24 protein-coding genes are annotated in these 21,556 nt (G+C 35.6%); 16 read left to right on the forward strand and 8 right to left on the reverse strand.

Annotated features, from left to right (window positions below; genetic code table 11):
* Together PHI38_RS00880 and PHI38_RS00885 are read left to right on the forward strand one after the other, a co-directional pair.
* On the forward strand, positions 1-286 hold a 286-nt coding region (locus PHI38_RS00880; RefSeq protein WP_299851464.1), incomplete at its 5' end, for a UDP binding domain-containing protein.
* Between the two features lie 29 nt (positions 287-315).
* The gene (locus PHI38_RS00885) at positions 316-3,117 is read left to right on the forward strand and encodes an SUV3 C-terminal domain-containing protein (RefSeq protein WP_299851466.1); all 2,802 of its coding nucleotides are present in this window, start codon (positions 316-318) and stop codon (positions 3,115-3,117) included.
* A 4-nt stretch (positions 3,118-3,121) separates the two neighbouring features.
* Here the strand turns inward: PHI38_RS00885 and PHI38_RS00890 are convergent, their stop codons facing one another.
* Positions 3,122-3,604, reverse strand: coding sequence for a hypothetical protein (locus PHI38_RS00890; RefSeq protein ID WP_299851468.1), 483 nt, complete (start codon positions 3,602-3,604; stop codon positions 3,122-3,124).
* 115 nt (positions 3,605-3,719) lie between these two features.
* Between PHI38_RS00890 and PHI38_RS00895 the strand changes: the two genes are divergently transcribed.
* A complete protein-coding gene (locus PHI38_RS00895; protein ID WP_299851471.1) occupies positions 3,720-3,944 on the forward strand; it encodes a DUF2798 domain-containing protein in 225 nt (74 codons plus the stop codon).
* Between the two features lie 4 nt (positions 3,945-3,948).
* On the opposite strand, the gene PHI38_RS00900 is transcribed toward PHI38_RS00895, so the two are convergent.
* Positions 3,949-4,143, reverse strand: a complete 195-nt coding sequence (locus PHI38_RS00900) for a YwbE family protein (RefSeq protein WP_299851474.1) — start codon at positions 4,141-4,143, stop codon at positions 3,949-3,951.
* 64 nt (positions 4,144-4,207) lie between these two features.
* On the opposite strand from PHI38_RS00900, the gene PHI38_RS00905 reads away from it, so the two are divergent.
* Genes PHI38_RS00905 through PHI38_RS00915 form a run of 3 tightly spaced genes read left to right on the forward strand, consistent with a single transcriptional unit; the run spans position 4,208 to position 6,332 of the window.
* The gene (locus tag PHI38_RS00905) at positions 4,208-4,930 is read left to right on the forward strand and encodes a penicillin-binding transpeptidase domain-containing protein (RefSeq protein WP_299851477.1); all 723 of its coding nucleotides are present in this window, start codon (positions 4,208-4,210) and stop codon (positions 4,928-4,930) included.
* Positions 4,931-4,971: 41 nt separating this feature from the next.
* A complete protein-coding gene (locus PHI38_RS00910; protein ID WP_299851479.1) occupies positions 4,972-5,868 on the forward strand; it encodes a DMT family transporter in 897 nt (298 codons plus the stop codon).
* A 56-nt stretch (positions 5,869-5,924) separates the two neighbouring features.
* Positions 5,925-6,332: a DUF3465 domain-containing protein gene (locus PHI38_RS00915; protein ID WP_299851482.1), complete on the forward strand. Its 408-nt coding sequence runs from the start codon at positions 5,925-5,927 to the stop codon at positions 6,330-6,332.
* Positions 6,333-6,335: 3 nt separating this feature from the next.
* On the opposite strand, the gene PHI38_RS00920 is transcribed toward PHI38_RS00915, so the two are convergent.
* Together PHI38_RS00920 and PHI38_RS00925 are read right to left on the reverse strand one after the other, a co-directional pair.
* Entirely contained in the window at positions 6,336-7,133 is a 798-nt protein-coding gene (locus tag PHI38_RS00920; protein ID WP_299851485.1) for an arylamine N-acetyltransferase, read from the reverse strand.
* Positions 7,134-7,143: 10 nt separating this feature from the next.
* The gene (locus PHI38_RS00925; protein WP_299851488.1) at positions 7,144-7,668 is read right to left on the reverse strand and encodes a hypothetical protein; all 525 of its coding nucleotides are present in this window, start codon (positions 7,666-7,668) and stop codon (positions 7,144-7,146) included.
* Positions 7,669-7,810: 142 nt separating this feature from the next.
* Between PHI38_RS00925 and PHI38_RS00930 the strand changes: the two genes are divergently transcribed.
* Positions 7,811-9,073 carry a serine hydroxymethyltransferase gene (locus tag PHI38_RS00930; RefSeq protein WP_299851491.1) on the forward strand — a complete coding sequence of 421 codons (1,263 nt, stop codon included), beginning with the start codon at positions 7,811-7,813 and terminating at the stop codon, positions 9,071-9,073.
* 11 nt (positions 9,074-9,084) lie between these two features.
* Positions 9,085-9,933 (forward strand): methylated-DNA--[protein]-cysteine S-methyltransferase, encoded by an 849-nt coding sequence (locus tag PHI38_RS00935; protein WP_299851493.1) that lies wholly within the window; start codon positions 9,085-9,087, stop codon positions 9,931-9,933.
* Between the two features lie 37 nt (positions 9,934-9,970).
* Here PHI38_RS00935 and PHI38_RS00940 read toward each other — a convergent pair whose 3' ends face one another.
* Positions 9,971-10,699, reverse strand: coding sequence for an NAD(P)-dependent oxidoreductase (locus PHI38_RS00940; RefSeq protein WP_299851495.1), 729 nt, complete (start codon positions 10,697-10,699; stop codon positions 9,971-9,973).
* A 74-nt stretch (positions 10,700-10,773) separates the two neighbouring features.
* Here PHI38_RS00940 and PHI38_RS00945 point away from each other — a divergent pair, with 74 nt between their 5' ends.
* The 5 genes from PHI38_RS00945 to PHI38_RS00965 all read left to right on the forward strand — a co-directional run bounded on the left by PHI38_RS00945 (position 10,774) and on the right by PHI38_RS00965 (position 16,094).
* Positions 10,774-11,544 carry an ATP-binding protein gene (locus PHI38_RS00945; protein ID WP_299851498.1) on the forward strand — a complete coding sequence of 257 codons (771 nt, stop codon included), beginning with the start codon at positions 10,774-10,776 and terminating at the stop codon, positions 11,542-11,544.
* A gap of 80 nt (positions 11,545-11,624) precedes the next feature.
* Positions 11,625-12,860, forward strand: a complete 1,236-nt coding sequence (locus tag PHI38_RS00950; RefSeq protein ID WP_299851501.1) for a DEAD/DEAH box helicase — start codon at positions 11,625-11,627, stop codon at positions 12,858-12,860.
* Between the two features lie 71 nt (positions 12,861-12,931).
* Complete coding sequence (locus PHI38_RS00955) at positions 12,932-14,080, forward strand: cation:proton antiporter (protein ID WP_299851504.1); 1,149 nt, start codon at positions 12,932-12,934, stop codon at positions 14,078-14,080.
* Between the two features lie 59 nt (positions 14,081-14,139).
* On the forward strand, positions 14,140-15,894 hold the full coding sequence (locus PHI38_RS00960; protein WP_299851507.1) for a Na/Pi symporter: 1,755 nt from the start codon (positions 14,140-14,142) through the stop codon (positions 15,892-15,894).
* Entirely contained in the window at positions 15,891-16,094 is a 204-nt protein-coding gene (locus PHI38_RS00965; RefSeq protein ID WP_299851510.1) for a hypothetical protein, read from the forward strand. Before PHI38_RS00960 ends, PHI38_RS00965 begins: the two co-directional genes overlap by 4 nt.
* A 4-nt stretch (positions 16,095-16,098) precedes the next feature.
* On the opposite strand, the gene PHI38_RS00970 is transcribed toward PHI38_RS00965, so the two are convergent.
* The 3 genes from PHI38_RS00970 to PHI38_RS00980 all read right to left on the reverse strand — a co-directional run bounded on the left by PHI38_RS00970 (position 16,099) and on the right by PHI38_RS00980 (position 20,118).
* Positions 16,099-18,678 (reverse strand): EAL domain-containing protein, encoded by a 2,580-nt coding sequence (locus tag PHI38_RS00970; RefSeq protein ID WP_299851513.1) that lies wholly within the window; start codon positions 18,676-18,678, stop codon positions 16,099-16,101.
* A gap of 79 nt (positions 18,679-18,757) precedes the next feature.
* Positions 18,758-19,537, reverse strand: a complete 780-nt coding sequence (locus PHI38_RS00975; protein ID WP_299851516.1) for a CheR family methyltransferase — start codon at positions 19,535-19,537, stop codon at positions 18,758-18,760.
* On the reverse strand, positions 19,537-20,118 hold the full coding sequence (locus PHI38_RS00980) for a chemotaxis protein CheB (RefSeq protein ID WP_299851519.1): 582 nt from the start codon (positions 20,116-20,118) through the stop codon (positions 19,537-19,539). The genes PHI38_RS00975 and PHI38_RS00980 overlap by 1 nt, the downstream gene beginning before the upstream one ends.
* 136 nt (positions 20,119-20,254) lie before the next feature.
* On the opposite strand from PHI38_RS00980, the gene luxS reads away from it, so the two are divergent.
* From luxS to PHI38_RS00995, 3 genes are read left to right on the forward strand one after another with little or no spacing between them, the layout of a single operon-like run.
* Positions 20,255-20,758: an S-ribosylhomocysteine lyase gene (gene luxS / locus PHI38_RS00985; RefSeq protein ID WP_299851522.1), complete on the forward strand. Its 504-nt coding sequence runs from the start codon at positions 20,255-20,257 to the stop codon at positions 20,756-20,758.
* 3 nt (positions 20,759-20,761) lie between these two features.
* Positions 20,762-21,064 (forward strand): hypothetical protein, encoded by a 303-nt coding sequence (locus PHI38_RS00990; RefSeq protein ID WP_299851525.1) that lies wholly within the window; start codon positions 20,762-20,764, stop codon positions 21,062-21,064.
* A gap of 2 nt (positions 21,065-21,066) precedes the next feature.
* Positions 21,067-21,555 (forward strand): hypothetical protein, encoded by a 489-nt coding sequence (locus PHI38_RS00995; protein ID WP_299851528.1) that lies wholly within the window; start codon positions 21,067-21,069, stop codon positions 21,553-21,555.
* The last annotated feature ends 1 nt before the right edge of the window (position 21,556 follow it).

Below are 21,556 nucleotides of genomic sequence, written 5' to 3' on the forward strand. Positions count from 1 at the left end.
ACCAAAGATAGTTGGCGTATATAGACTTGTGATGAAGAGTGGGAGTGATAACTTTAGAAGCTCGGCTATTCAAGGAATTATGAAGCGTATAAAAGCAAAAGGTGTTGAGGTTGTTATATATGAGCCGGTACTTGAAGAGAGTGAATTTTTCAACTCAAGAGTTATAAAAGATTTGGATGAATTTAAAAAGATAAGTGATGTTGTTGTGGCAAACAGACTAAGTGATAACATCATGGATATAAAAGATAAAGTTTATACAAGAGATATTTTCAATAGTGACTCATAGCGATACTATCTTGATATGGAGCCGCTTTAATGGCAAAAAATAAGAAAAACTCTAAAGTAAACCAAAAAATCAAGAAGTATTTTGATGATGATCCTTTTGATGTAGGAGTTGCTAGAGTAAGTACTCAAACTCTAAGTGAGCTTTTTAACTATCTTGGAATCTACGATATAGAACAAAGCAAAGATATGCTCCTAAAGATGGCAAGAATGCTTTGGAGTGAAGCAGACAGTGGCATCAGAGTAGATATTTTTAGCTTTTTTGCACACAATGGTACAGTTTATAAAGCAACATCCAAGGTCGAACCGAGCTTAGAGAGAGATGATAAGATAGAGTCTCTTATATCACAGCTTCAAGTTACTTCAGAAGAGGCAAAAGCCCTGCATAACGCCTTTGGAGACGTTAGAAGTAAAAAGATAACTATAGAGAAGATGGAGTCAAAACTCTTACATATTCGCTTTAGTTTTAAAAAAGAGCGTCTGCAAAAGAGAGTAGATGGTATCTTTGATATAGATGACTCTATAGAGTTTAACGCCTCTTTAAAGTATGCAATTTATGGGCAACATTTTCATAAAATACTGACGCTAAATACAAAAACATTTGAGTATGAACATCTTAGAGATACTGATGAAGATAAGCTAAGTAAAGAGATAGAAAAAGCAAAAAATCTCTCCATAAAGAAGAAGCAACAAGAGATAGATACATTTATAAAAAATCTCAAAGATCCACATCCTCATCTAAGCCAAAAAGAGATTTTACATGCGCTAAGAGTAATGCCGCCAAAAACAAAACTCTCATACCCTATGCTAAAAGAAAATGTAATTCATAGTATTGTTAGTGGAGCTCTTGGAGAGGTTGAAATAGATATAAGCGATGAAGAGATGCTTATATCTATGCCTCAGAGTATAAAACTGCCATATTCAAAGATAGAACAACCATATACGCTTGAGATACATGTAGAGTTAAATTCACTCTTAGAAGATATTTGGAGAGGCGAAAATATAGACTTTAGCACTGTTGTCGAGGAGTTTAAAAAAGAGCATGAAGAGCATTTTTTAAATGATTTAAAGTCTTTAGTTGATGAGTGCAGATCTTATGCTGCGCTTTTACATCTTAGTGATGAGGTTCTTTATGACAAAGTTTATGAACCACTCTTAGAACTCCTAAACGCTTCACTAAATATATCGCCAAAAATAGCTCAAAAAAGTTTGAGAAGGTTTATCCACTCCATCTCAGAAGAGATAGCAAAAAAACAGAGATATGAACTTTTAGCACGAACTATACGAGACTTTAAAAATCTTTTCCCACTTGCTCGTGATATGAAAAGAAAGCTAATCCTTCATGTAGGGCCTACAAACAGCGGAAAAACTTATCAAGCTATGCAAAAACTAAAGAGTGCAGATACAGGCTACTACCTTGCTCCTCTTAGACTATTGGCGTTAGAGGGGTATGAAGATTTAAAAGAAGATGGAATTGACGCCTCTTTGATAACTGGTGAAGAGCAGATACTAGATGAAGATGCGACGCATATAAGCTCGACTATCGAGATGCTAAACTTTGATGTGGATGTGGATGTTTGTGTTATTGATGAAGTGCAGATGCTAGATGACCGTGACCGTGGCTGGGCATGGGCAAATGCTATTATCGGCGCACCTGCAAAAGAGATTATCATGACAGGATCAGCAAATGCAAAAGAGGCAGTTATAGCACTTGCAGAGTATCTTGGTGAAGAGCTTGAAATCATAGAGTTTACGAGAAAAAATCCGCTGATTTTACTAGATGCTCCAACACATGAAAAAGATGTGGAGCCAAATACTGCGATAATTGCTTTTAGTAGAAAAGATGTCTTAAAACTCAAACAGAATTTTTCAAAATACTTTAGCGTGAGCGTTGTTTATGGCAACCTCTCACCAGAGGTTAGACGTGAAGAAGCTAGAAGATTTCGCACAGGCGAGACTCAGATACTAGTTGCTACTGACGCTATTGCTATGGGTATGAATCTACCTATCAAAACCATACTCTTCTCAAAGGCGGAGAAGTTTGATGGCGTAAGTGATAGAAATCTTCTCCCTAGTGAAATACATCAAATCTCTGGCCGTGCTGGAAGATATGGGCTTTTTGAGAAGGGTTGTGTCGGGGCTTTGAGTGGTGATGTCTTAAATATTATAAAGAAAAACTTTTTTAAAGAGGCAAAGACTATAACGATACCTTTTAAAGTTATGGCAAATCTAGAGCATATAAAACTTGTTGGAAATATCTTAGAGGAGAAATCACTTTATGAGATTTTGAAGTTTTTTGTAAAAAATATGGAGTTTGATGGTCCGTTTTTAGCAACAAACTTAGAAGATATGATGGAACTCTCAATACTTATAGATAGTTATAATCTTGATTTAACTACAAAATACCATCTTGCGTGTGCTCCAATGACGCTTAAATCTCCATATATTATGAGTGCTTTTGAAAACTATTTGAGCACACTTGAAAAAAACATGCCAGTTATTTATGTCGTGCCACCTCTAAGTGGAACGCACGCGCAAACAACAGATGAACTGCTTCGAGCAGAAGATATGGTAAAAGAGATTTCACTCTATCTTTGGCTTAGTTATAGGTTTAAAGAGTATTTCATTGATGCAGATAGAGCAAGAGCTTCAAGAGGAGTACTAAATAGGTTTATAGAAAACTCACTTCAGCAGAGCCAACTTGCTACGAAGTGTAGAATGTGCAGCGCGCCACTCCCGCCAAACTCACCGTATGGTATTTGTCAGGCATGTTTTAAGAAAAACTATGCAGGGCAAGGTATAAAAAAAGGTGGAGGATATAGAAAGAGCAGATAAAGTTTTATAACTTTAGCAGCTCTTCTAGGGGTGTGGATTTCTTTTGTGAATTTAGATGAGACTCGACAAGAGTATTGCCACTAAGTTTGTTTTTGGTGTTTTTTATCTCATCTTCCATCTTATCTTTCATCTCTTCAATGAGCTTCGTTTTAAAATCTTCTACAAGCTTTGCAATCTCTTGTAGAGCTTCAGGAGAATCTCCCATGTTGTCTATGAGCTTTTGTTTATACTCCTCGACTAGTTTATCAATCTTCTCTTGATTTAGATCTGCTAAAAATTTTGCAGCACCTTTTTCACGAAGGTTTTTTAGGAAATCTGTAACAGCACTGTCCATCTGTGAGCTTCTAGTCTCTTTTTCCTCTTTTTTTTCTTCGGTATAAGGAATCTCAAATTTTTGTTCAGAATCAGTTTTAGAATCTCTATTTTCTTTCGTTTGAAAGTTCTGTGTCATATTCGCATAGCTTTGGTAAGTAGTTACGCCCTGCATAATAACTCCTTGATTTTTTATTATAAAAAACAAGCAAATATAGTTCCGATAAAAAATTGAGATTATAAATGATAAAATATCGCGATAATTTAGCCATTATTAAAAGGATAAAGAGATGATTTCTGTTAAATATCTTCATCAAGTTCAAGCGTTTTTGCTTTCAGGTTTTATGAGTTTTATCATGTCTGCAGCGATAACATTTATCAACTTAGGATTAGTAGAAAACTTTGTAGAGATATGGATTCATGCATGGATAATAGCCTACATGATAGCTTTTCCTACAATACTTCTAGTCTTTCCATTTGTACGCAAACTCGCCATGAAAATCGCATCCAAATAAAATTTTAGTTTATCTCTTTGACTCGTCCGACTTCACCGCTCATCAAACGAACTTTTATACCGTGATGGTGATTTGGTGATTTTGTCAAAATATCTCTAACTATTCCGTATGTTAAAACCCCGCTTCTCTGGTCTTGCTTTAAAACGATAGCTACACTTAAACCGCTTTTTATATCTTTTCTTTGAGTACCATCTGCCATATATAAGCTCCTTTTGATTAAGATTTGTATTATAGTTAAATTATCAATCAAGGGTTAAAAAGCAGTGCCAAAGCTACTCATTTTATCTATATTTATTTTATCATTGTTTGCAAAAGAGCCAGATTTTGGCAAATATGATGGCAGTGCGGTTGTGTTGGATTTGCAAAGTGCAGAGCGAACTATTTTTGGAAATAAAGCAGACGAGAGACTCTCTCCATGCTCTACATTTAAAATCCTAAACTCTATGATAGCTCTTGATAGCGGAGTTATAAAAGATGAAAATGAAACTCTGAAATGGGATGGCGTAAAGCGTGAATATGAGGTATGGAATCATGACCATTCTATGCGCTCTGCCATAACGGTATCTACTGTTTGGTTTTATCAAGAGATGGCGAGACGGATTGGCGAGGAGCAAATGAGCTTACATGTAAGAGAGGCAAATTATGGAAATATGGATATTTCTAGCTCACTTGAGGGCTTTTGGCTTGGTGGTGGGAGTTTGAAAATATCGCTAAATGAACAGATAGATTTTCTATCACGACTTGTTAAAAATGAGTTGCCATTTTCTCCTCGCGCTATGAATGTAACAAAAGAGATTATGACTCTAGAAGAGCATGAAGGCTACCTCCTTGCGGGAAAAACTGGAAGCTGTGGCGGAGTTGGCTGGTTTGTAGGATTTTTGAAACAAGACTCTAAAACAGAGGTGTTTGCTTTTAACATAAAAGGCGATGGAGCAAGTGGAGCAGAGGCAAAGAGGATAGCTTTGCAATATTTTAAAGATAAATAGAAATTAGCTTGTATAATTCGTTAAAAACACAAAGTTAGAAGATGAACAACACGAAAAACCAAACACGCTATTTTATACTTATGATAATTGCTATGCTTTTTTGGGGTACTTCTTGGACGGCTGGAAAAGTAGCAGCAGCACACTCTCACGCAGAAGTTGCTGCTTTTTGGCGCTATGCTATCTCATTTATAACTCTATTGCCTATTGTCTGGTACCTTAAGAGTCCTCTTAAATCAGATAGAGTGGGGTATATCTACATGCTAATTGCTGGGGTTTTGACTTCGCTTTTTAACTACCTCTTTTTTGCTGGGCTCTCACATGGTGCAGCTGGATATGGTGGAACTATGGTTACCTCTCTTGCACCTATCTTTACATATCTTATGTCGATTACTATCTTAGGTACAAAGGTTACAAATAGACAAGTTGCGGCACTCTCTATTGGGATTTTTGGAGCATTGATTTTACTTAGAGTACCATTTGAAGGGTTTGCATTTTTAAATATAGAGAGTTCGTATTTTCTAGGGTGCGCTCTTGTCTGGGCCTTGGTTACTATCTTCTCTCAAAAAGCCTCATCGCGAACAAACCCTATGTACTACTCGCTCATCGTTTTTGGTATAGCTGGCTTTACAAATATGATGTTTGCACTCCCATACCATCCGTTTGACTTTGGCGCATATGACGCTATTTTCTGGGCTAATATCATCTTTATAGGCGTAATCCCAGGAACTTTTGCTACCACTCTTTACTTCATCTCAGCCGCAAAGATAGGAGCGCATAGAACGGGTGTTTTTATGTTCATAGTTCCAATCGGCGCCATCGCGTCAAGCTGGGTAGTATATGGTGAAAACCTCGCACTCTCAACGCTTATAGGGTGTCTACTTGCCTTTGTAGCAGTTGTTCTTTTTAATATGAAGAGTGGTAAGAAGAAATTAACATAATTTTTTAATTAAATTATATTATAGTAATCGCTTTATAAATCGTTAGAAGGAAAAAAATGAAAAAAATCTTATTTATTTTAGTAGCCTTGAGTATTTTTTACCAACAAAATTTACCGCTTCACGCAATAGACGCAGATTCAATAATTTCTGATGCATTTAAAAGTCATAGAAGTAATTTGCAGGTATCTGGTGAAGGTATTGTTACTAAGCTCTTAGCAGACGATAATGACGGTAGTAGGCATCAAAGGTTTTTAATCAAACTCTCTATGGGGCATACATTGTTGATTGCTCACAATATCGATCTTGCTCCTAGAATCTCTTTTATTAGGCAAGGTGAGAGAGTTGAATTTTATGGAGAATACGAGTGGAACAAAAAAGGTGGGGTTATACATTGGACACATAAAGACCCTCGTGGCTCCCATACCGCAGGCTGGATAAAACATAATGGAAGAACATATCAGTAATCTTTACTCTTTAACAAACTTCTCAAACAAATATTTTATCTCCTCATCAGAGATGTTGTAGTTAAACTCATTTTTTAGAATGCTACTTAGCTCTTCTTGGGTTGTTATGGTTTTTTCCTCGTTACTATCTTTAGATATCTCATGATATGAGTTGTTTTTTAAAGAGCATATTTTCTCATCTGTTATCTTTGAGAGGACAAGGTTATTTACGAAGGTCGCATCTTTATGCTTTGAAGAGTAGAAGTTGCCCATCTCAAAGTCTCTCTCATTGTACTTTGCTAAGTCAAACGAGTAGAGAGCGTAGAGCCCATTTGGACGCACCATAGCTAACTCAAAGTTGTTAGCGTCTATCTTTTTTATAAGGTAGTCTCTATCAAAGATGGTCTTTGTTGGAATTCTAGAGAACTTTATGGCAGAGTTTGGAGACATAAAAGAAAAACCAGCATCTACGATGTATTTCTCGCCCTCAAATGTCAAAAGTGTAAAGCGGTGAGTCTTTGGTACATCTATGTTCTGGTTGTTTAAAACTCTACCAAAGAGAGCTTGCACCTCAAAACCAAAATAGTTTAAAGCTTCATATATAAGCTTGTTATGCTCAAAACAGTAGCCACCCCTTTTGTGCTCTACCATCTTGCTAACTATCTCACCCAGTTCAAGCGATATCTCTTGGCCAAGTAAAATAGGGATGTTACAAAAACTAAGTGCTTGAAGATGCTTTTTGATAAGAGTATTTACATCAGCAATATCTTTTAGAGTATCTTCAATACCTATACTTTTTAAATATCTCTCTATGGCTTGCATAAATCAATACCTATTTTTCTTCTAAAAGCTTTTGCTCTTTTTTATCTTTCTTTTTTAACATATGAATATAGACGATAAGGATAAAAAATAGAGCCGATGTTAAACCAAGAACAAATAAAAGTATAGTTTCAGATGGATCTGTCTCTAGTAAAATCATCTTTCTAACTAAAACAACAAAAGTGATCTCTAAAAATGTTATTGTATAGTCAAAATTGTCTTTAATAAAAAGCGTTTTTACGATAGCAAGTACAATCAGTGTAAAGAGGCCATCAGTTAAAATAACTTTTATAGAAGCAAAGTCTAAAACGCCTTGAATAAGGGTATAAGAGACAACTTTGTGAAATAGACTCATAAGACAAACGGCAAGGTATGCAATCATAATCATAATAAAAGCATAGCGTAGGATATTTATAAACTTTAGAAGTATAAGATCTAATTTTTGATCTAAAAACATATCAAAAGCTGATATCTTTGAGAAAAAAAACTCTATTATATCTATCTTTTTAGCCTTAGTACTTTTATTTTTTGCTGGCATAATCCTTACCTTATTTTTTAACGAAGTATATTCTAAACTATTTTATCTGTCAATAATAGATAAAAGATAGCAATTTTTGGATTGTTAAATAACTCTGCATCAGATACTATTTTAAAAATAAAATAATAGCGGAGGTACTAAAATGAGTTTTATATCTAATAAAAACTTAGAGCAAGCGGACAATGAGGTATTTTCTATCATAGAGGGTGAGTTAAAGAGACAGACTAACCACTTAGAGATGATTGCAAGTGAGAACTTTACAAGCCCAGCGGTTATGGAAGCTATGGGTTCAGTTTTTACAAATAAGTACGCTGAGGGTTATCCATATAAGAGATACTACGGTGGATGTGAATACGCTGATGCTGTTGAGCAGTTGGCGATTGATAGAGCTTGTGAGATATTTGGTTGTAAGTTTGCAAATGTTCAACCACACTCAGGAAGCCAAGCAAATGCAGCAGTTTATGCGGCACTTCTTAAAGCTGGAGATAAACTCTTAGGTATGGATTTGAGCCACGGTGGACACTTAACTCATGGTAGTAAACCGAGTTTTTCAGGTCAAAACTACTCAAGTTTTACTTATGGTGTTGAGGCTGATGGTAGAATGGATTATGACAAAATTATGGAAATCGCAAAAGCTGTTCAGCCAAAAATCATAGTTTGTGGCGCTAGTGCTTATGCAAGAGAGATAGACTTTAAAAGGTTCCGCGAGATTGCTGATGCTGTTGGAGCTATTATGTTTGCAGATATCGCTCATGTCGCTGGTCTTGTTGCAGCGAACGAGCACATGAGCCCTTTCCCTCACGCTCATGTAGTAACTACAACCACTCATAAGACTCTAAGAGGTCCAAGAGGCGGTATGATTATGACTAATGATGAAGATATCGCTAAGAAGATAAACTCTGCTATCTTCCCTGGTATCCAAGGTGGTCCGCTCGTTCATGTAATCGCTGCAAAAGCTGTTGCTTTTAAAGAGATTTTAGACCCATCATGGAGAGAGTATGCGAAACAAGTAAAGGCAAATGCAAAAGTGCTTGAAGTTGTTTTAACAAAAAGAGGTTATGATTTGGTCTCTGGTGGAACGGATAACCACTTAGTTTTAGTATCGTTTCTTGACAAAGATTTCTCAGGTAAAGATGCAGATGCAGCGCTTGAGAGAGCGGGAATCACGGTAAATAAAAACGGTGTTCCAAATGATACAAGAAGTCCTTTTGTAACAAGCGGTATCCGCATAGGAAGCCCAGCACTAACGGCTAGAGGTATGAAAGAAGCAGAGTTTGAACTAATCGCAAACAAAATCTGTGATGTTTTGGATAATATAAACGATACAGAGCTACATGTAAAGATAAACAAAGAGTTAGAAGAGTTAGCAAAAGGCTTTGTGATTTACAACAAATCAACTTTTTAAAAGAGTAAAAAATGGATGAAATTTCACTCCTACACGATAACTATAAACAGATTGAAAAAGCCATCAAATATATTGATGAAAATTTCAAAGAGCATCCGTCTATTGATGAGGTTGCTAAAAATATCGGTATGAGTAAATTTCATTTTATACGAGTTTTTAAAGAGTATGTCGGCGTTACCCCAAAACAGTTTCTGCACTCTGTAACTCTAAACTACGCAAAAGAGCATATAAAAGAGTCCAAATCTATCCTTGATAGTAGTCTAGATATAGGCTTATCGAGCAGTAGCAGACTTCATGAACTTTTTGTAAATCTTATCGGAGTAACTCCTAAAGAGTGGAGAGAAAAAGGAAAAGATGTCCTTATAACTTACGGTTATGGTGAGACTCCTTTTGGTGAAGCACTCATAGGTTTTACCGATAAAGGTGTCTGCTATCTGGGCTTTATTGATGAAAACAGAGAAGAGATTTTTCAAAGATTCAACGAACTTTGGGAAAATGCAAATCTATGTTTTGATGAAAAAGCGGCTCATGAGTACTTAAAAAATATCTTTATAAAAAACAAAAAATACTCCCTCTTTGTAAAGGGAACAAACCTTCAAGTAAATGTCTGGAAAGCCCTCTTAAACCTCCCAAACGGCGTAGTAGCAACCTACCAAGATATAGCAAACTACCTTGAGAAGCCAAAAGCCACAAGAGCAGTCGCCACCGCCATAGGTAAAAACCACATCGGTTATCTCATTCCCTGTCACAGAGTCATCGCAAAAAGCGGAGCGATGAGTGGCTATAGATGGGGGATTGAGAGAAAAAAGATACTTATCGCGTGTGAGTCAATCCATAACAACAAGATAAGCAATAAGTAAGTAAACATTCCCAAGCTGGAGCTTGAGGAACGAGGGGTTACATGCGGTAGTTAGGGCTCCAATTTAGAGCCAACTTAATTTTCTCAGATGATAACCTATCATCGTCATCTGCTACATTGTATATCTGAGTTGAGTTTTGATTTAGTGCTAAAGCGGCCGCATGTGCCGCTGCATCAACATGCACTGGTGGTACAAAATCTACTGGAGCATCAAACCCTGTGCCATCGCCATAAAGAAGCCCATTTCTAAGCACTATACCGATAAAAGGTGCAGAAGTTACTTGCTCTTCTAAGCTTGCGACTGCATGAGATGTTTCGCCGTAAACTGGGTCTTTAAAGTTAAGCAGTGGAGACTTTTCGGTATGTGGTAACTCTCCCGCCTCATAAACAAAGCCGATGCTTTGTGCAATCATCTTTTTTACGCCAGCTTTAGTTGCAGCATCAACGAGATTTTTTGTGCCTTCTATTCTTAGTTTTGCATTTCTCACTAGTGCCGCTTCCATTTTTTGTGGGTCTAATCCAGCTGGGAGGTCGGTTAGTTGATGAAAAACTACGCTCGCTTTACTAGTTACAAGAGCATCTTCTAACTTTTTTTTGTCATAAACATCAACTACAACTGGAGTTACACCGATATCTTCAAGCATTTTTGTTTTCTCACTTGAGCGAGTAGTTCCAAAAACACTCCAACCATCTTTAACTAATATCTTGCACAATCTTATCCCGATAACACCAGTAGCGCCAGCTACAAATACTATTTTTTGTTGCATAATCTAACCCTTTTTAAAATAAGCTTCATATATCTATTGTAGAATTGTAGCAAGTTAATTAGAGTGGGAAATGAATGCAAAAAAATATTGATTGGGATAAGACTTACGCTGCTATTTATAGGGCTAAAAAAGAGTATCTAAAGCCTGTTACAAAGATTGAAGATGTTGGTTTTGAAGACCTTATCGGGATTGAGGAGCAAAAAACGGCACTCATAAAAAATACAGAGCGATTTTTAGATAATCTCCCATCAAACAATGTCCTTCTTTGGGGTGCAAGAGGTACGGGCAAATCTTCGCTTATAAAAGCAGTTCTAAACACTTATGCAAAGAGAGGTTTGAGACTTATTGAGATAGATAGAGATGACCTTGATGATTTGATAGAGATATCTGATGTTATCCGCGATTTGCCTTACAAGTTCATCATCTTTTGTGATGATTTGTCGTTTGAAGAGGGCGAGAAGGGCTACAAAGGGTTAAAGAGAACCTTGGAAGGCTCGATAGAAGCTCCACCTGAAAATGTAAAAATATACGCAACCTCAAACAGAAGACATCTTATAACAGAATACCAAAGAGATAACGAGGGCACAAAAGTAGGAAACAATGGCGAGATTCACTATTCCGATAGCGTTGAAGAGAAGATTTCACTTAGCGATAGGTTTGGCTTATGGCTCTCTTTTTATCATGGCGACCAAGATGAATATCTAGCAGTTGTAGATAGCTACTTTAAAGATTACAAAGGTGATAGGAAACTCTTACATGTAGAGGCTCTACGCTTTGCACAAAGCAGAGCAAGCAAGAGTGCGAGGACTGCGAAACAGTTTTATAATAGCTACTTTAAAAGATGAAATCATTTGATTAATAAACCTAAAATATCCTCTAAAGGCAAAATCACCTAAAATACGCTCAAATAATAGAGGGGTGATAAATGCCGTTTTCAAAACTTGGACTTTCAGAGAAAATACTACAAGCAGTAGAAAAAAGCGGTTTTTCTAAACCTACACCTATTCAAGAAAAAGTTATTCCGCTTGTGCTAGAGCGTCATGATATTATGGCAAAGGCGCAGACTGGAAGCGGGAAGAGTGCTAGTTTTGTTCTGCCTATTTTAGAGCTTTTGTCTCGTGAAAGTTATGAGGGCAAAGCGAAGATAAAAGTGCTTGTTTTAACGCCTACAAGAGAGCTAACACAACAGATAGTTGAAGCTTTTAATACCTTTGGTGCACTTATGAGTAAGAAGCCAAAAGTTGTTGGTGTAATCGGTGGAGAGGGGATTGGCGATCAACTCTTTGAGATTCAAAAAGGGTGCGATGTTTTGGTGGCTACTTCTGGTAGATTTTTAGACATTTTGAGCAAAAAACAGATGAATCTCTCTCGTGTTGAATTTTTTGTTCTTGATGAAGCGGATAATATGCTTGACTTAGGCTTTGCTGAGGAACTTGAACTTATCCTTGAAGCACTTCCTCCAAAGCGTCAAAACCTGCTTTTCTCAGCTACTTATCCATCTAAAATGCTCGCCATTGCTTCAAAGATTACACAAAATCCTCTTGAGATTAGTATCGAAGAAGAAGAGCCGACAGTTGGAACTATAATTCAACGCGCTATTTCGGTAAGCCATGAAAACCGCGCTCCTCTTCTTAGACATCTGCTTCGTAGTGAAGGGCATGAACTTGTACTTGTGTTTATGTCAGGTAAAAGAGCAGCTGATAATATAGCTGAGAAGTTTAGAAAACATGGATTTGCTGCAGAGTCGTTTCATGGGGATTTGCACCAAGAAGATAGAAACTACACACTTGAAGAGTTTAGAGCGAAAAAACTCCAAGTGCTTTTTGCTACGGATTTAATCTCAAGAGGTTTGGACATCAACGATATTACATGTGTAATCAACTTTGATCTTCCTCGTTCTACTGATGACTATATCCACCGAATAGGACGAACTGCGAGAGCGGGTAAAAGTGGAATGGCTATCTCCTTTATAGACCATGAAGATGAGGCACATTTTCGTCTGATAGAAAAACGCTCAAACATAAAATTAGAGCGAGAGCAGATAGCGGGTTTTGAACTTTTTGGAGAAGCACCAAAAAAAGAGAAGGGCAAAGAGCCTCTTAAAGGTAAAGGTAAAAGTAAGAAGGATAAAGCAAGAGAAGCAGCGGCGGGATTACGTTAGATATATAACAACGTTTTTTTAAAATTAGTTTTAGTTTAATGAATTTGTAAAGAAAAAGTAAGAGGAGTTGCATGCAAAGTGTTGCATTCTTGTCGGGAATAGTTATTTTAATTTTAGTCGCTCCTATCTTTGCTAGAACACTCAAAGTGTCGGTTTCAGTAGTAGAGATAATCTTAGGTGCGTTGGTTGTTTGGGTAGGGTTTGTAGATGCAGGTAACGAAGTTTTAAAAGATATTGCAAAGATAGGTTTCTTTTATCTAATGTTTTTGGCTGGCGTAGAGGTAAACATTAGAAAGTTTATAAGCTTTAAAGATAAATATCTAAAAAATATTGCCATTTATTTTGGCTCTTTATATAGCATCTCCTTTTTACTATATTTTATTTTTGATCTAAACCCTGTTTATATAGTCGTTATCCCTATAGTCTCTTTAGGAATGATTATGGTGCTTATAAATGAGCATGGTAAAGAGCATAAATGGCTTGAACTCTCTTTGATAATAGGTGTAATTGGAGAGCTTATAAGTATCTCCGCACTTGTAATCTTTGATGCAATAGCAGTTCATGGTTTTGGTGAAGAGTTCTATAAAAACATCTCAATTCTTATCGTTGTTCTTTTTGTTACCGTGTATGCGTTTAAAGCGCTAGATATGCTTTTTTGGTGGTTTCCAATGCTTAGAAAAACCATTATGCCAGACAATGATAGTATGAGTCAGGATATTAGAGTATCAATGGCGCTCTTTTTTATTCTCATAGCAATTATGCAGTATCTTCATATAGATATGGTTTTAGGAGCTTTTATAGCAGGTGTTTTTATAGCAAACTTTTTTGATCATAAAGTCGAACTTCCCCATACGCTTCACCGCGTTGGATTTGGATTTTTGGTGCCTCTGTTTTTTATCTATGTAGGAACAACACTCGACATCAACGTCTTATTTACTATGGAGATACTCTACACAGCGAGCTTGATAGTTATCGCTATGGTTATAGCGAGGTTATTTAGCTCATTTGTGGCATATTATAAATATCTCGGAGCTAAAGGGACGGTGTTATTTAGCCTTGGAGACTCTATGCCTCTGACATTTTTGATAGCAATCGCCACAATAGCTATAAGTAACAATGCTATTAGTCTAAATGAGTACTACGCATTTGTTTTAGCTGCGATAATAGAGGCTATTGTTATCATGGTTATAATTAAAGTGATTTTGAAAAAAGTTAAGTAGATTTTTTATAGCATGATAAGTGTTATAATAAGCGCGAACAACACAAGTAAAGGCGAGAAGTGCTAAAGAAGTATTATTACTATTTTTTTCTAGTTTCATTAGTTCTTATTCTTGTTTATAGCCATGATTATAAGTTGATAATAGCGGGTATTGCCATATTTATAATAGGCATGTCTTTTATGGAAGATGGGTTTAGACTCTTTAGTGGAGGAGTTCTTGAGAAAATCTTGCATGTAAGCACAGATACGCTTTTAAAGGCAATGGGAACTGGTTTTATAGCAACTACACTGATGCAGAGTTCATCACTTGTATCTATCATTATCATCTCTTTTTTAAGTGCAGAGCTCATAACCCTAACTGGAGCTGTCGGAGTTATGCTTGGCTCAAACGTGGCCTCAACTACTACAGCGTGGATAGTAGCTACTCTTGGCGTAAAGATAGATATAGCTTCTTTTGCAATGCCTATGATAATTTTTGGAGTTGCTCTAAAATTTTCAGACTCAAAGAGTTATCAAGGTGTAGGCAAGGTACTACTAGGACTTGGATTTGTTTTTTTAGGAATTGGATACACTAAAGATGGTTTTGAACTCTTGCAAGAGACATTTGATATGTCAAAATTTGCAGTTGAGGGATACTTTGGCGCATTAATTTATATATTTATAGGTGTTGTAATTACGGCTATCTTACGCTCGAGTGGTGCAACTATGGCACTTATTATTACGGCTCTTGCAACAAATCAGATAGTTTATATAAATGCTCTTGAGCTAACCATTGGTGCAAATATAGGAACTACTGTAACAGCAATTCTAAGCGCGCTCTCTTCAAACTCAAATGGTAAGAGGTTAGCGGTTGCACACTTTATTTTCAACATCTCAGCAGCCTTTGTTGCTATCGTTTTTCTCTATCAGCTCAGTGATTTTACAACCTTTGTAGCCTCAAAAATAGGTATCGCAGATGATGATTATGCTATGAAATTGGCACTTTTTCATACTATTTTCAATGTTATAGGACTGCTTATAGTTACTCCTTTTACATCAGTTTTAGTTAAATATCTAAAAACACTTTTTATAGAGGCAAATATTTATGCACTAAAACCTCTTTACTTGGATGAGGTTGTTATAAATATTCCAGATGCTGCAATAGAGGCTACAAAAAAAGAGACTATTCGCCTGTATGAAAGTGCAACTGAGGCGATAGCTCACGCTATCTCCCTGCATAGACATGAGTTTTTAAAAAGTAAAGATATACCAAATGTTGTAAAAAACTCGCAAGTAAATATGAATACAGATGTAGATGAGTTTTATGCCAAGAAGATAAAATCTCTCTATGGTGATATAATTCACTATGCAACACTATCTCAAGAAAATATGTCTCAAGATGATCAAAACCATGTGTACGATTTAAAACTTGCTTCAAGGGAGATAGTTGAAGCCATAAAAAATATGCGTGATTTACAAAGAAATATCTACTACTATTCAAAATCAAAAAACAACTATATAAAAGATGAGTATAACAACATAAGAATCTATATCGCAAAGACTATTGATACGATAAACAGGGTTAAAGAGCACGAAGATGAGATGGACACGCTCTCTTCAATAGAGCTTTTAAAAGAGAGCGTAAAGTCTCTTGATAACATAAAAAACAGTCGTATAGATACACTAATACGAGAAAATAAGATAGACTCAAAGATGGCAACTTCGCTTATAAATGACAACTCTTTTGCTTATGAAGTAACGCAAAAGCTCTTACGAGCAGCTACAATATTGTGGATAAAAGATAAAGATTTAAGAACATTAGGAGCAGAGATATGAAAATAGATAAACTATTTAAAGGGATAGAAGAGCTATTCTTTAGTGCAAATGGTGAAAAAAAACGAGAAAGATTAAAAGAGAAGCTTCTAAAGAAGATAGCAAAAACAAAAAAAGAGTTAAAGCTTGCTCTTAAAAATGAGGAGAAAAAAAGCCTAAAAGATAAGCTCTACATCCTTAAAAAGTTACTTAAGAGGGTTTGAGGTTTTACAAACTCTCTTTTGGCTTTGAGAAGAAATATCCTTGTGAGGAGTCTACTCCTAACTCTTTAACTATTTTAAAAATCTCTTCGCTCTCAACAAACTCGGCAACAATCTTCATTCCTAGTTTATGCGAAAAATCAACGATAGTTGAGACTATAAGGCGAGCATTTCTATCTTTATCTATGTTTTTGATGAGTGAGCCATCTATCTTTAAGTACTCAGGTCTTAATTTTATAAGATATCCAAAGTTGCTATAACCAGTTCCAAAGTCATCAATTGCTATTTTACAGTTAAACCTCTTTACACTCTTTATAAACTTTAATACCCCTTCAAAGTTATTTATATACTCAGACTCGACAATCTCAAAAATCACTCTATTACCAATTTTATATTTATCAAGCATCATAAGGATGTAATTAGAGACTTCTTCATCTAACATATCATTGATTGATAAGTTTATAGAAACTTCTGTCTCTTTATCTTTAAACATCTCAAAAGCCTGCAGAACCACGGCTTTTGTAATGCCAAAATATTGCTTTGATTGCTTTGCAATATCTAAGAAAAACGCAGGAGGTAAAATCTCATCACCATCTCTCATCCTAACTAAACACTCATACTTTTCATATGCTAAGTCTGTGTTGTTGACTATAGGTTGATAGTAAGTGATGATGTTGTTGTTATTTAGTGCGTCTGCTATTTTTTTTGTAACTATCATGTTGTTTTTATACTGCTCATTTAGTGAGAGGGAGTCATTATAGACTAAAAGGTCGATGCCACTTTTCTTGGCAGTTTTTAGCGCCATATTTGCACCTAAAAGTATATGATCGTCATCTTCAAAAGAGATACCACAGCTACACGAGAGAAGAATCTCCTCATTTTGCATAGTAAATCTCTCTTTTACTAAAAGAAGAATCTCTTTTGTCTTTTTAATGAAGAGCTCTCTATCATACTGAATTCCAACTACCACAAACTCATCGCCTTGAAGCCTGAAGAACTTTAGTTTTTTATCTTTTGAGATGAAATTATAGATTTTATTTGCCATTTCGATGATGACTAGATTTCCAAACTCGTGTCCATAGAAGTCATTAAGCTGTCTAAAATCATCAAGGTTAAATACCGATAAAGAGATGTTTTTGAGTTCTTTTATATCGTTTGAGAGTTTGACTCGGTTATTGTAACCAGTCAGGGCATCGATAATAAGAGCATTTTTTATCTCTGTAATATCAGTGCGGATTGCAATGTACTCTACAACCTCTGAGTCTTTATCAAGAATAGGATTTATGATAGCTTTTATCCAATAAGATGAGCCATCTTTTTTAAGATTTAGTATTTCACCTTGCCACGGTTTTTTTAAATCTCTTAAAGTATGCCACATCTCTTTAAAAATCTTTTTTTGCATCTCAGGGTGTCTTAATATGTTGTGATACTTTCCAACTAGCTCATCTCTTGAAAAACCACTGATTTTACAAAACTCATCATTTACATAAGTGATAATTCCTTTTGCATCTGTTTTAGAGACTATAAAACTTCTATCAACTGTTGCTCTGTACTGCTCTAAAAGTGAGATTGAATCATCATAGTTTTTCTCTAAAGAGTCAGTTGAAGAGAGAATTTTTCTAACAATAAGTACGCTTATAAATACAAGGGTAATGATAGTAAAGAGTAAAAACAGCGAAACAAGAAGAATCTTATAAAAAATGAGATTCTTCTTGTTATCTATAAGGCTGAGTACACGCGCAAAAAGATCATGCTCTACAGCTCTTAATGCGTTTATGGATATTGTCGATTGTTCAAACCAATACGATGACTCTACTAAAGAGAGGTCTGTATTATGTCTATGCTCTAGTATCGAGTTTATAATACTCATAGTTTTCTCAACAGCTTCTCCCTTAAAGTGATTTTCATATATAGCAATCAAATCATCAGTAGCGATTGCTTTAAAATTTGCACACTCAAGATTGTAAATTTCTAAAAATTTTACTAACGACATTAAAGAGTTCTCAGATAATTTTTTATTTGAATAAACCTCCATCAAAGTTGCTCTTATTTGTCCTAGCGCTTCTTTTGCAGAAGAGAGGTAGCTTTGAGCTTGGAGATGGTTTCTGTTCTCTTTGTCATTCATCATAGAAGGAATTTTTTTAATAAAGAGCAAAAGTGATTCTGTTTTTTTCGTGTAGTACTGTTTTGCATCATGTATTAAAAGTGTAAGAAGCTTGGAGTTGTCTCTGTTTTTAATCTCTTGTAGAGTATTTAGTATCTCAGCGCTATCGCACAAGTCACACTTAGATAGGATATTGTATGCGTCTAAAACTGCTTTATCAGTAAATGTTTTTATATCTTGAAGATTTATGTCTCTCTCATCTGTTTTGTTATGTGCAATCATTCCTGCGGTAATACCGCGCTCTATTTGCATATAGTGAATCACTTTTGAAATTGCTTCAGCTTCAAGGATATATTGTTTTGTAAGATTTAAGTTTTGTCTATCTTTGATAATGTCTGAGAGAAGCATAAACGAGAGAATAGCTATAAAAAGAGTAGGAAGGATTGAAAGAAAAAGTAATTTAGACTTCAACTTTAACTTCATTTAAGTACCCTTTTTCTTTTTTGTGATTGTATCAAATTTTGACTTAGGACAAATTATAAAAAGTCATAATCAAGGTAAGTTAAAACAAATCTGCATGCCCAAAAAATATCTCTTGATTTTTGTTTTTTCTAAGGCTTTGTAAAATCTCTTTTGCCTTTAGTTTTGTCTCTTTATCAAAGTAAATAAGCATGTTTCTACAAAAGATATAATCAAAACTTCCGATGTTCTTAAATGAAGGCTCAAAAATATTTTGCACTCTAAATTCGACTCTCGACTTAACGCTATCATTTAGAATAAATAGAGCATTTTCCTCTTTAAAATATTTGCTAAGTTGCTCTTTTGAGAGATTTCTTACGTTTCTCTCTTTGTAAACTCCATCTTTTGCTCTGCTTATCGCATCTTGGTTTATATCAATGCCAAATATTTTAAAACTTTCAGCTCTCACGCCAGCTTCTAAAAGGGCTATAGCTATACTGTAAGGCTCCTCTCCAGTTGCAGATGGAGCGCACAAGATTTCTACTTTTTGGCCACCCTTTTTAACAATATCAACAAGCTGTGCTATCTGCTTGAACTCTCTATAAAAAAATGTCTCATTTGTTGTGAGAGCGTCGATTAATGCCTGCTTTAAGACGCTATCTTGCTTTAAAGATTTTAGTAGCTCGCCAAATGAGCAAATCTCTCTATGTTTGCAAAATGTTGTTACTTTGTTTTTTAAGATAGATGTCTGTTTGTCAAACGTAACGCCTGTTTCACCTTTAAAAAAATTGGCAATCTTTAAAACATCATCATAATTTTGAGTGAGTGGTTTTGTCTGTTCGACCTCGGTAGAAGAACTTTTTTTAAAAAAATTAAAAAACATTAGTTACAAAACTCCATAATTTTATTTTTTATACCATTAGTATCATAGACTTCAATTGACTCTATTAATGCTCTTGCTCGAAGCGGCATACCATCTACAATGGCGCTCTCTTGGCTTTGAGTAATGGCTCTTGCCCCCATCAAAGAGAGCTCTTTTCCTCCGCTAACTCCATCATCGCCGATTCCCGTTAGGATAACTACTAATGTTTTATAACTCTTTACAAAAGGTGCAAAAGAGCTAAAGAGTGTGTTTATATCAGGGTTATATTTATATCCATTTGAGCATGCAAGATGAAACTCTAAACCCATGTTTGTGGCGTGTATGGTAGAGAATCCTTGAGAAACATATATCTCACCTGCTTCTATTTTAAGAGACTCCTTTACTATTTGTATGGAGTTATTACTATGCTCATCTAGCCTTTTTGCAAAACTTACAACAAAATCAGGAGCCATGTGTTGAGCGATAATAATTGCTGTACGCTCAAGTTTTGGAAGTGCCTTTATAATGCTCTCTATCTGGCTTGGTCCTCCAGTGGAAGCGCCTATGAAGAGAACTTTATCAAGTTTGTAGCTATTTGGCACATAAATTCCTAAGAGATATATTTTACAAATCTTTATTTGGGCTATTTTATCATATGTAGTGTAGTAATTTAACCATTTTATGAGATATCGTTTTTATAAAAACGCTACAATAAGCCAAAAATACAAGGAGATTTATATGCCACTATTAGATAGTTTTAAAGTTGACCATACAATTATGCCAGCCCCAGCAGTTCGTCGTGCTAAAGGAATGAAGACACCAAGCGGTGATGATATTACAGTATTTGATTTGAGATTTGTTCAGCCAAACAAGGAAGTTTTATCTCAAGAAGGAATCCACACATTAGAGCACCTTTTTGCTGGTTTTATGAGAGACCATTTAAACTCTAAAGATGTTGAGATAATCGATATCTCACCTATGGGATGCCGTACAGGCTTTTATATGAGCCTCATTGGCACTCCAGATGAGAAGAGGGTTGCAGATGCATGGAGCGCTTCAATGAAGGATGTTTTGGGCGTAAAAGAGCAAAAAGATATTCCAGAGTTAAATATTTATCAGTGTGGAACTTATAAGATGCACTCACTAGAGGATGCAAAAGAGATAGCTTCAAAAGTACTAGAGAGACATATCGGTGTTATGGATAATGACGCGCTAACTCTTGATGAATCCATGATAGGGTAAAAAATGTATATTTTAATCCCGATGGATAGCGATGATATAGAAGAGTCCAAAATAGTTGCAATAAATGATGTTGTGGTGTGGACTCAACTCTTTGTAGAAGAGGGCAAAGTAAAAGAGGTTGCTCATAACGTTGATAAAGATAGCTTTCTTAATCTAAGTGAAGTTGCAGTTGTAAAAAATGATAACGAGTATGTTTGGCCATTTATGGAGCAAAATATGATGGTTTTAGTAGCACATACACAGCGTAGTGTTGATGATATAGTTGAAGCTTATCTCTTTAAAGAGCTAAATGAGTTAGCGTACTAAAAATGCTAGATTTAGAGCTCTTTAGAGATATTTTTAAACCTCTTCCAGGGAATCATTATCTTGAAGTTACAACAAAAACAGACGAGATAACTAAACTCTTTAGCGATATGATGCAAAGTGTTGGCGGAGAGTTTAACTTGGCTCTTTATGCAGAGAATGAGCAAAGCCTTGAGGGCATAACCGCAAAGGCGCAGTTTATAAATGACTTTAAAACTCCATTTAGAGCGCTTCCAAGAGACCACGATGCAGTACTACTAAAAGATATATTCCATCTTCATCAAAATAAAAATATGATTTTAAAATTATCATACCTCACCCTTGCAAACACCGCAAATATAATCATCATGGAAAAAAAAGGTATCTTGGATATAGATGAGGTCATGAAGCAACTAGAAGAGTTTGAGTTTAGAACACCAAACATGATAGAAGTAGTTGAAGGATACGACCTCTTTATAGCCAAAAAGATGCATATGTGGGGAAATGGATTATGAG

This window comes from Sulfurimonas sp., assembly GCF_028694895.1.
Lineage (GTDB): Bacteria > Campylobacterota > Campylobacteria > Campylobacterales > Sulfurimonadaceae > Sulfurimonas.

Coding starts and splice junctions, on each gene's coding strand:
- PHI38_RS00955 (WP_299851504.1), top strand. CDS start 12,932: ATGCAAAGTGTTGCATTCTTGTCGGGAATAGTTATTTTAATTTTAGTC.
- PHI38_RS00990 (WP_299851525.1), top strand. CDS start 20,762: ATGTATATTTTAATCCCGATGGATAGCGATGATATAGAAGAGTCCAAA.
- PHI38_RS00910 (WP_299851479.1), top strand. CDS start 4,972: ATGAACAACACGAAAAACCAAACACGCTATTTTATACTTATGATAATT.
- PHI38_RS00920 (WP_299851485.1), bottom strand. CDS start 7,133: ATGCAAGCCATAGAGAGATATTTAAAAAGTATAGGTATTGAAGATACT.
- PHI38_RS00940 (WP_299851495.1), bottom strand. CDS start 10,699: ATGCAACAAAAAATAGTATTTGTAGCTGGCGCTACTGGTGTTATCGGG.
- PHI38_RS00900 (WP_299851474.1), bottom strand. CDS start 4,143: ATGGCAGATGGTACTCAAAGAAAAGATATAAAAAGCGGTTTAAGTGTA.
- PHI38_RS00925 (WP_299851488.1), bottom strand. CDS start 7,668: ATGCCAGCAAAAAATAAAAGTACTAAGGCTAAAAAGATAGATATAATA.
- PHI38_RS00950 (WP_299851501.1), top strand. CDS start 11,625: ATGCCGTTTTCAAAACTTGGACTTTCAGAGAAAATACTACAAGCAGTA.
- luxS (WP_299851522.1), top strand. CDS start 20,255: ATGCCACTATTAGATAGTTTTAAAGTTGACCATACAATTATGCCAGCC.
- PHI38_RS00935 (WP_299851493.1), top strand. CDS start 9,085: ATGGATGAAATTTCACTCCTACACGATAACTATAAACAGATTGAAAAA.
- PHI38_RS00890 (WP_299851468.1), bottom strand. CDS start 3,604: ATGCAGGGCGTAACTACTTACCAAAGCTATGCGAATATGACACAGAAC.
- PHI38_RS00895 (WP_299851471.1), top strand. CDS start 3,720: ATGATTTCTGTTAAATATCTTCATCAAGTTCAAGCGTTTTTGCTTTCA.
- PHI38_RS00970 (WP_299851513.1), bottom strand. CDS start 18,678: ATGAAGTTAAAGTTGAAGTCTAAATTACTTTTTCTTTCAATCCTTCCT.
- PHI38_RS00975 (WP_299851516.1), bottom strand. CDS start 19,537: ATGTTTTTTAATTTTTTTAAAAAAAGTTCTTCTACCGAGGTCGAACAG.
- PHI38_RS00965 (WP_299851510.1), top strand. CDS start 15,891: ATGAAAATAGATAAACTATTTAAAGGGATAGAAGAGCTATTCTTTAGT.
- PHI38_RS00995 (WP_299851528.1), top strand. CDS start 21,067: ATGCTAGATTTAGAGCTCTTTAGAGATATTTTTAAACCTCTTCCAGGG.
- PHI38_RS00930 (WP_299851491.1), top strand. CDS start 7,811: ATGAGTTTTATATCTAATAAAAACTTAGAGCAAGCGGACAATGAGGTA.
- PHI38_RS00945 (WP_299851498.1), top strand. CDS start 10,774: ATGCAAAAAAATATTGATTGGGATAAGACTTACGCTGCTATTTATAGG.
- PHI38_RS00915 (WP_299851482.1), top strand. CDS start 5,925: ATGAAAAAAATCTTATTTATTTTAGTAGCCTTGAGTATTTTTTACCAA.
- PHI38_RS00885 (WP_299851466.1), top strand. CDS start 316: ATGGCAAAAAATAAGAAAAACTCTAAAGTAAACCAAAAAATCAAGAAG.